This is a genomic window from Phenylobacterium sp. (assembly GCF_030693625.1).
GTDB classification, from domain to species: Bacteria; Pseudomonadota; Alphaproteobacteria; order Caulobacterales; family Caulobacteraceae; genus Phenylobacterium; species Phenylobacterium ferrooxidans.
On the sequence record NZ_JAUYAF010000016.1, the window covers coordinates 1 to 8,455 of the forward strand.

Consider the following 8,455-nt stretch of genomic DNA (forward strand, 5'->3'; position numbering starts at 1 on the left):
GGACCGACCTGTCTGTGCACAGCCAAGCCCAGCTCAGCGCCATCGCCCGCCAGCTCAACGAACGGCCCAGAAAGACCTTGCTCTATCGAACACCAGCAGAGACCTTCGCCGAGTGTGTTGCAGCGATCAGTTGAGCCCACCTCGGATAGCGGTCGTTCTCTGAGACGCAGATGGCCACGTTGCGGTGGCGGCACATCTTCACGAAGGCCAGGTCCACGAAGCTGGAATTGCGGACCTCCACCACGTGCCGAAGCTTCAGGCCCTCATAGGTCTTCGGCAGCAGGTCGAGGAAGGCCTCGAAATCGGCGGCATCGAACGTCTTGGTGGGCATGAACTGCCAGAGGATCGGCCCCAGCCGATCGCCCAGCTCGACGATCCCCTGACCCAGGAACTTGGCGATGGACTCGCCTGCCTGGGCCAGGATCTTGCGGTTGGTGCAGAACCGCGAGGCCTTCAGGGAAAAGACGAAGCCCTCGGGCGTCGCGGCCTTCCACTTGGCGAAGGTCTCGGGTTTCTGGGACGAATAGTAGGTGGAGTTGATCTCGATGGAAGTCAGGTGGCGGCTGGCATAGGCGAGCTCATCGGCCTGCTTGAGGCCCGCGGGATAGAAGACCCCGCGCCAGGGCTCGAAGGTGAAACCCCCGATGCCGGCCCGGATGTAGCCCGCCTGCGCCATGCGCCCTGTCCCCTACTTGCGCGCCGCGACGGTCTTGTCCCGCTCGGCCTTGAACTCAGACCCGGCCTTCCATTCCGGCCACTTGCGGGAATTGGCGATCTGGGTGCCCAGCACCAGCAGCATGTCGGCGTTGCGGGCCGCGCCGGAAAGATCCCAGTCAGGGGAGTATTCGTCCGCGGGCTGATGGTACCGTTCGGTCGTGTAGGCCTTTTGCAGCGCCTCGCCACGGGCCTTGCCGCCGGTCACCAGATCCTGCCCGCCGCCAAAGGAGATGGCCGGCACACCGCGCTTGGCGAAGGAGAAGTGGTCGGAGCGGAAGAAGCTGCCCGCGCCCGGACGCGGGTCCGGGCTGTAGGTCATGTTGTAGCCCTTGGCGACCTCGATCAGATCGTCCTGCAGGGTCAGGGGCGCATCCCCCGAAGTGCCAAAGTCCTTGGACGGACCGTAGATCGAGGCGCCGTCCATATTGATGTTGGCCACCGTCGTGCCCAGGGGATAGAGCGGATTGGCGGCGTAGTACTCCGATCCCAGCAGACCCTTTTCCTCCGCGGTGACCGCCAGGAACAGCATGGAGCGCTCGGTCCGCGGCTGGGCCGCGGCGGCGCGGCCGATCTCGATCAGCATCGCCGTCCCCGAAGCGTTGTCCAGGGCGCCGTTGTAGATCCGGTCGCCCTTGGCGTCGGCCAGGCCGACCCCGAGGTGATCCCAGTGGGCGGTGTAGACCACCTTGTCCTCGGGATGCTTGGTCCCGGCCAGCAGGCCCACGACGTTCTTGGAGACGATCTTCTTAGCGTCCACCGAGATGTCGGTGGAGAAGGTTACGCCGGTCAGGGCGACCGGCTTGAAGTCACGGGTCTGGGCCAGCTTCTTCAGGGCCTCGAAATCAAGGCCGGCCGACTTGAAGAGGGCGACGGTGGGGTCGCGCTGGATCCAGGCCTCGATGGGGGCGTGATCCTTGGTCGGATCCTGGCGGATGATGTCGAAAACGGTGTTGGTGTTGGAGTTCTTGACCGTGTTCCAGCCATAGGAGGCCGGCCCGGTCTCGTGGATGACGATGAAGCCCACGGCGCCCTGGCGCGCGGCCTCCTCGTACTTATAGGTCCAACGGCCGTAATAGGTCATGGCCTTGCCGCCGAAGTCGCCCTCGCCGGTCTCGAAGTCGGGATCGTTGACCAGGACGAGGGCGATCTTGCCCTTCAGGTCATAGCCCTTGAAGTCGTCCCAATTGCGCTCGGGCGCCTTGACACCGTAGCCGACGAAGACGACCGGAGCGTCCTTGACCGAGACCTGGGCGACGCCGGTCTGCGGCGCGCGGATGGCGACCTGGTCGCCCTGGGTCCAGGTCTGGACCTGACCGCCGACCGTGACGCTGACCCTAATGGGATCCTTGTTGTCGAACTGGGCCAGCGGCACGTCCTGGGTCCAGGCCCGCTTGCCGTCCTTCTGGAGATCCCCGCCGGGCTGCAGGCCCACGGCCTGGAACTGCTCGGTCAGGTACTTGACGGTCTTGACCTCGCCGGCGGTTGCGGGACCCCGACCCTCGAAATCGTCGGAAGCCATGATCTGGATGTGGTCGGCGAGCTTCGCGGCGCTGACGCCGGCCGTGGCGGGAAGGCCAAGGGCCATAACAGCCCACGCGGACGCGCCGGCCAGGAGGAATTGTTTCATGAATGCACTCGGGCAAGGACCAATTTGCCCGGGACCCTAGCGAGGGCGGTGCGCAGACGCTAGAGCGACGCGCCCAAAACCGCTTGGGCGACGAGGTCGTTCGACCTTAAACGATTATTCGAAAATAAGTGTGGCAGATGCGTCCCATTCACCATGAGGGCGGCTGTTTGTAACGCCACTGCAATTTTGGCGACCGGTTGCTATGATCAAGGGAGCTTCAGCTAACCGCGTCGCGCCTCCCCAAAGCCGATACACTCGGCGGCGATTCGCGGTCTGACAACGACAGAGATCATGCGCCCCGCCACATTCGTAGCCGGACTGGCCTGTCTGACGCTCGCCGCGTGCGCGTCCGCACGCAAGGCCGATATCGCCCTGCCGACCGCTTTCGAGGCGCCGCAGGCCGGGTCGTCGGCGCTCGACGCCGCGGCGCTGGACCAGTGGTGGGTCCAGTTCAACGACCCGGTGCTGACCACCTTGATCGAGGACGCCATGGCCCGGGCGCCGGATGCGCGGACGGCCGCGGCCCGCCTGCGGGAAGCCCGCGCCACCGCGTCCAGCGGCCTGCTGGGCTTCCTGCCCCAGGGCAATGCGTCGGCCACGACCCGAGAGACGAACACCACCCAGACCGCAGGCACGGCGGTCAACATTCCGGGCTTCTCCAGCGAGGGCGAAAGCACCGCTTCCAGCGCCACCTTCAATGTGAGCTGGGAGGTCGATCTGTTCGGCCGGATCTTCGCGGTGGCCAAGGCGGCGCGCGGCGACACCAACCAGGCCCAGGCGAGCTACGAGGGCGCGCGGGCCAGCCTCGCGGCCAATATCGCCGACACCTATTTCCTGGCCCGCGGCCAGGCCATCCAGCTGGAGGATGCGCGCGAGACGGCCCGTATCCAGCGGGGCCTGCAGCAGGTCGCCAATGTCCGGGCCGAACGGGGCCTGGGCTCTTCCTCCGAAGCCGACCGCGTGGCCGGCGACCTGGCCCAGGCCGAGGGCGCCGCCGCCAGTCTTGAAGCCGAGTTGAAGGCCACGCGGCGCACCCTGCTGGTGCTGGTCGGCCGCGGCGTCGATCCCCTGGCCAGCATTCCGACCCCCGCCAGCGTCGGCCAGATCCCGCCCGTTCCGGCCGCCGTCCCCGGCCAGCTGCTGGCCCGGCGTCCCGATGTGCGCCAGGCCGAGGCCGCCGTGCGCTCGGCCGCCGGCCGGCTGACCTACGCCAAGCTCGCCTTCTTCCCCACCTTCACCCTGACCCCTGGCATCGGCCTTTCGCGCAGCGAACAGCCGGGCTTTGAGTCCAGCACCCGCAACTGGTCGATCGGGGCCGGGGTCACCCAGCCCATCCTGTCCATCCCCCGGCTGCTGCAGGAGCTGAAGGCCCAGGACGCCCGGACCGAGCAGGCGGTCATCGCCTATGAGAAGGCGGTGCAGACCGCCTATGGCGAAGCCGACAGCGCGCTCACCCGCCTGGACGCCGATCGCCGCCGCGTCGGCCTGCTGGCCGACGGTGAGGTCCGAGCCGCGCGGGCCTATGAGGCCAGCCGCGTCCGCTACGCGGCCGGCATTGACGACCTGACCGCCGCGCTTGGGGCTGAACAGTCCTGGCGCAGCACCCGATCGGCGCTGACCAGCGCGCAGGTTCAAGCCCTGCGCCGCGCCGTCCAGACCTACAAGGCGCTCGGAGGCGGCTGGCCCGCCACCCCCGTGCTCGCCCAGCAAGAGGCACGCTAGACGTGACGAGATCCGCCACCGCCCTCACCCTAGCCCTGGTCGCGACCTTCGCCCTTGCCGGTTGCGGCAAGAAGCCCGCGGTCAAGGAAAGCGACACCCAACGGGCGCGCGCCGTCCGCGTGGTGAAGGTCGAGCCGCGCCAGATCATCGGCTCCCTTACCGCCTCGGGCGTCCTGACGCCGCGCGAGGAAGCCGCCGTCCTGCCCGAGATCACCGGTTACCGGGTGGCCCGGGTTTTGGTGGACGCGGGGCAGTACGTCCGCGCCGGCCAGACCCTGGTTCAACTCGACGGCGCCCTGATCGCGTCCCAGGTGGAACAGCAGGGCGCGCTGGCCGCCCAGAGCGCCATCCAGGCCGAGCAGGCCGAGGCCCAGGCCGCGCGCGTGAAGGGTCTCGACGGCCAGGGCGTGCTCTCGCAGGAGCAGCTCGACCAGCGGCGCTTCCAGGCTCGCGCCACCCGCGCCACCGCCAACGCCCAGGCCGCCGCCTACAAGGACGCCCGCACCCGCGCCGGCAAGCTCGCGGTCACCGCCCCGGTCTCCGGCCTGGTGCTGGAGCGGAACGTCCGTCCGGGCGAACTCTCGGCCGGGGGCGCGACCCCGTGGTTCCGGATCGCCCAGGGCGGCGAGATCGAGTTGCTGGCCGAACTTTCCGAAGAAGATCTGTCCCGCGTGCGTCCCGGACAGCGCGCCAGCGTCGTGCTCTCCACCGGGACCAGCGCCGAGGGTGTGGTGCGTCTCGTCTCGCCGCAGGTGAACGCCCAGTCCAAGCTCGGCACGGTGCGCATCCGCCTGCCGGTTCGCTCTGACATCCGGTCGGGCGGCTACGGTCGGGCTTTGTTCGCCGACGCCGTGGGCCAGAGCCTGGCTGTGCCGGAGACCGCCGTGCGCTACGACGCCGACGGCGCCAGCGTGATGGTGGTGGGCGCGGACAACCGCGTGAAGCGCGTCACGGTGCAGACCGGGGCGCGAGGCTCGGGCCTGGTCTCCCTGGTCAAGGGGCCGCCGGCCGGCTCCCGCGTGGTGCTGAACGCCGCCGCCTTCCTGCTGGACGGTGACATGGTCCGACCGACCGAAGGTCCCGTGCCCACGCCCAAGCCCGCGAGCGCCAAGAAATGACCCCGTCGCCGCAAGTTCACGACGACGGAGGCAACTTCCAGATCTCGTCCTGGGCGATCCGCAACCCCGTGCCGGTGGTGGTGCTGTTCATCGCCCTGATCCTGGCGGGGATGATTTCCTACGGCGGTCTGCCGGTGAAGCAGTTCCCCAACGTCCAGTTCCCGATGGTCAACATCACCGTGACCCAGTCGGGCGCGGCACCGGGCGAGATCGAGACCCAGATCACCAGGCCGGTGGAGGACGCCATCGCCGGCATCTCCAACGTCAAGAACATCTATTCCACGGTGACCCTGGGGGTCTCCACCACCAATGTGGAGTTCGAGCTTGGCGAGGACCTGCAGAAGAAGACCGACGAGGTCCGCTCGCGCATGGACCAGACCCGCGCGGTCCTGCCGCGCGAGATCGACGAGCCCACGGTCACGCGGGTGGAGTTGGATAGCCAGCCGATCCTGACCTACGCCGTGGCCGCCCCGGCCATGTCGGACGCTGAGCTGTCCTGGTTCATCGACGACACCATCGCCCGCGAGCTGCAGACCGAGAAGGGGGTCTCCCAGATCTCTCGCGTCGGCGGCGTGAACCGGGAGATCAACATCCTCATCGACCCCGACCGCATGGCGGCCCGGGGCCTGACCGCGCCGCAGATCAACAACGCCCTGCGCGCCTTCGACATCGACGCCCCCGGCGGCCGGGTCGCTGTGGGCGGTCGCGAGCAGACCCTGCGGGTGCTCGGCGCGGTCAACACCCTCGACGCCCTGCGCGCCATGACCATCCCGACCGGCGGCGGGCGCTATGTGAGGCTCACCGACGTGGCCCAGATCGGCGACGGCTCCAGCGAGGTGCGCGGCTTTGCGCGGCTGAACGGCGCGCCGGTGGTGGGCTTCCAGGTGATGAAGACCCGGGACTCCAGCGACGTCGGCGTCGATGACGCCGTCATCAAGGCGATCGCCAAGCTGGAGCAGACTCACGAGGGGGTGACCTTCACCCGCATCTTCTCGTCGGTGGACGAGACTCGCGCCAGCTTCCGCGCCACGCAGCACGTGCTGCTGGAGGGCATGCTGCTGGCGGCCATCGTGGTGTTCGTGTTCCTGCGCGACTGGCGCTCGACCATGATCACCGCCTTCGCCATGCCGGTCTCGCTGATCCCCACCTTCTTCTTCATGAACCTGTTCGGGTTCTCCCTGAACGTCGTCACCCTGCTGGCCCTGACCCTGGTGGTGGGGATTCTCGTCGACGACGCCATCGTCGAGATCGAGAACATCGAGAAGCGCGTGGCCCAGGGCATGCGGCCCTTCCAGGCCGCCCTGCAGGGCGCCGACGCCATCGGCCTCGCGGTGGTGGCCACCACCATGGCCATCGTCGTGGTGTTCATGCCGGTCAGCTTCATGAAGGGCATGGCGGGCCAGTTCTTCCGGGAGTTCGGGCTCACGGTCTGCGTGGCGGTGCTGTTTTCCCTGGTGGTCGCGCGCCTGCTGACGCCGCTGATGGCGGCCTACCTGCTGAAGCCCACCAGCCACCCGGTGGAGCGCAAGCCCTTCGAGGGCTTCTACCGCAACGCCCTGGAGTGGTCCCTCGATCACCGAATCGTCGCCTGCATCCTGGGGGGCGTGGTGTTCGTGGGCTCGCTGTTCCTGGTTCCCATGCTGCCGCAGGGCTTCCAGCCGGCGGGCGACCCCGACTACATCTATGTCGACCTGCAGGGTCCGCCCGGCGCCACGGTCGAGGCCATGGAGGACGTCGCCCTGCGCGTCAGCCGGGTGTTCGAAGGCCGCCCCGGCGTCCGCGCCGTGTTCGCCCAGGTGGGCTCCACCGCCAGCGGCGGGGGCCCCGGCTTCGGCGGATCAGGCGGCGGCAGCGACCTGCGCAACGGCACCGTCACCGTCCTGCTGGATGAGCAGCGGAGCATCAGCGGCGACGAGCTGAAGGCCCAGACCCGCCAGGCCCTGCGCGAGGTGCCCGACGCCCGCATCACCTTCATGGACTTCCAGGGATCGGCGGGCCTGCAGGCGATCCTCGCCTCCAACGATCCGGCCGCTCTGACGGCGGCGTCCGCGGAGCTTGAAAAGCAGATGCGGACCATCGACATCATCGCCGACCCGCACGCCTCGGCGCCGCCCGTCGGGCCCGAGCTGATCGTGCGCCCGCGGGGTGACGAGGCCGCGCGCCTCGGCGTTTCGGTGGACACCATCGCCCAGGTGGCCCGCGTGGCCACGGTCGGCGACATCGACGCCAATGTCGCCAAGCTGACCGCCGGCGAACGCCGCATCCCCATCCGCATCCGCATGCCCGCCGATGCGCGGGCCGACCTGGAGCGGATCAAGGCCCTGCGTGTGCCCACCGTCTCCGGCGGCACCACGACCCTGGACGCCGTGGCCGATGTCAGCTTCCAGGCCGGTCCCGCCAAGATTGACCGCCTGAACCGCAAGCGCCAGCTGACCATCCAGGCCGAGCTGAACGGGGCGGAGCTGGGGGACGCCTACAAGCGTGTCCAGGCCCTGCCGATCATGAAGAACCTGCCCGCGGGCGTGACCCCGGCCGAGACCGGGCAGCTGGAGGCGCAGCAAGAGCTGTTCGGCTCCTTCGGCCTGGCCCTCTTCGCCGGGGTGGCGATGATCTACGGCGTGCTGGTGCTGCTGTTCCGCAGCTTCTTCAAGCCGGCGGTGATCCTCACGGCCCTGCCGCTGTCCTTCGCCGGCGCCTTCCTCGGTCTGTTGATCTTCAACCTCTCGCTCTCGATCCCCTCGCTGATTGGCTTCCTGATGCTGATGGGCCTGGCGGCGAAGAACTCCATCCTGCTGGTGGAGTACGCCATCGAGCGGGAGCGCGAGGGCATGCCCCAGCGCGACGCCATCCTCGAGGCCTGCCGCGAGCGGGCCCGGCCCATCGTCATGACCACCATGGCCATGGCGGCCGGCATGCTGCCCACCGCCTTCGCCCTGGAGAAGGGCGCGGAGTTCCGTCAGCCCATGGCCGTGGCGGTGATCGGCGGCCTGATCACCTCGACCCTGCTGTCCCTGGTGCTGGTGCCGGTGGTTTACGAACTGGTGGACGACTTCGAGATGTGGCTGCGCCCGCGCCTGGCCAGGTTCATCACGCCGCGCGAGGCGCCGGCGGTCGCCGCGCCTGAGGATCGGCTCTAGAGCATTTTTCGATCAGTCTGCATCGTATCCAGCGGCGGCGAAGTAGTTCGCGCATTCCCTTGGTGTGAAGGCGTCGATGATTTGAGCGATGGCTGACCAGAGCTGCTCGAGGGTTCTGGCGGCGGCCTTTCGGA

Annotated in this window: 5 protein-coding genes and 2 pseudogenes; 4 read left to right on the forward strand and 3 right to left on the reverse strand. The window is 68.5% G+C overall.

Going from position 1 to position 8,455, the window contains the following annotated elements; translation table 11 throughout:
• Window positions 1-134 (forward strand): annotated as a pseudogene (locus Q8N10_RS02415) (IS30 family transposase); the annotation flags it as partial.
• On the opposite strand, the gene Q8N10_RS02420 reads toward Q8N10_RS02415, so the two are convergent.
• Complete coding sequence (locus Q8N10_RS02420; RefSeq protein WP_304779852.1) at window positions 83-676, reverse strand: DUF72 domain-containing protein; 594 nt, start codon at window positions 674-676, stop codon at window positions 83-85. The pseudogene Q8N10_RS02415 and the gene Q8N10_RS02420 sit on opposite strands and share 52 nt — an antisense overlap.
• A gap of 12 nt (window positions 677-688) precedes the next feature.
• A complete protein-coding gene (locus tag Q8N10_RS02425) occupies window positions 689-2,344 on the reverse strand; it encodes a M28 family metallopeptidase (protein ID WP_304779855.1) in 1,656 nt (551 codons plus the stop codon).
• A gap of 291 nt (window positions 2,345-2,635) precedes the next feature.
• Between Q8N10_RS02425 and Q8N10_RS02430 the strand changes: the two genes are divergently transcribed.
• Genes Q8N10_RS02430 through Q8N10_RS02440 form a run of 3 tightly spaced genes read left to right on the forward strand, consistent with a single transcriptional unit; the run spans window position 2,636 to window position 8,321 of the window.
• Window positions 2,636-4,066: a TolC family protein gene (locus Q8N10_RS02430; RefSeq protein ID WP_304779859.1), complete on the forward strand. Its 1,431-nt coding sequence runs from the start codon at window positions 2,636-2,638 to the stop codon at window positions 4,064-4,066.
• A 2-nt stretch (window positions 4,067-4,068) separates the two neighbouring features.
• Window positions 4,069-5,184 carry an efflux RND transporter periplasmic adaptor subunit gene (locus Q8N10_RS02435; RefSeq protein WP_304779863.1) on the forward strand — a complete coding sequence of 372 codons (1,116 nt, stop codon included), beginning with the start codon at window positions 4,069-4,071 and terminating at the stop codon, window positions 5,182-5,184.
• Window positions 5,181-8,321, forward strand: coding sequence for an efflux RND transporter permease subunit (locus tag Q8N10_RS02440; protein WP_304779866.1), 3,141 nt, complete (start codon window positions 5,181-5,183; stop codon window positions 8,319-8,321). The genes Q8N10_RS02435 and Q8N10_RS02440 overlap by 4 nt, the downstream gene beginning before the upstream one ends.
• Window positions 8,322-8,333: 12 nt before the next feature.
• Here the strand turns inward: Q8N10_RS02440 and Q8N10_RS02445 are convergent.
• Window positions 8,334-8,455: pseudogene (locus tag Q8N10_RS02445) on the reverse strand (IS630 family transposase); the annotation flags it as partial.

What these genes read in the sequence shown, in the direction of transcription:
- Q8N10_RS02420 (WP_304779852.1), bottom strand. Translation starts at nt 676, where the DNA reads ATGGCGCAGGCGGGCTACATCCGGGCCGGCATCGGGGGTTTCACCTTC.
- Q8N10_RS02425 (WP_304779855.1), bottom strand. Translation starts at nt 2,344, where the DNA reads ATGAAACAATTCCTCCTGGCCGGCGCGTCCGCGTGGGCTGTTATGGCC.
- Q8N10_RS02430 (WP_304779859.1), top strand. Translation starts at nt 2,636, where the DNA reads ATGCGCCCCGCCACATTCGTAGCCGGACTGGCCTGTCTGACGCTCGCC.
- Q8N10_RS02440 (WP_304779866.1), top strand. Translation starts at nt 5,181, where the DNA reads ATGACCCCGTCGCCGCAAGTTCACGACGACGGAGGCAACTTCCAGATC.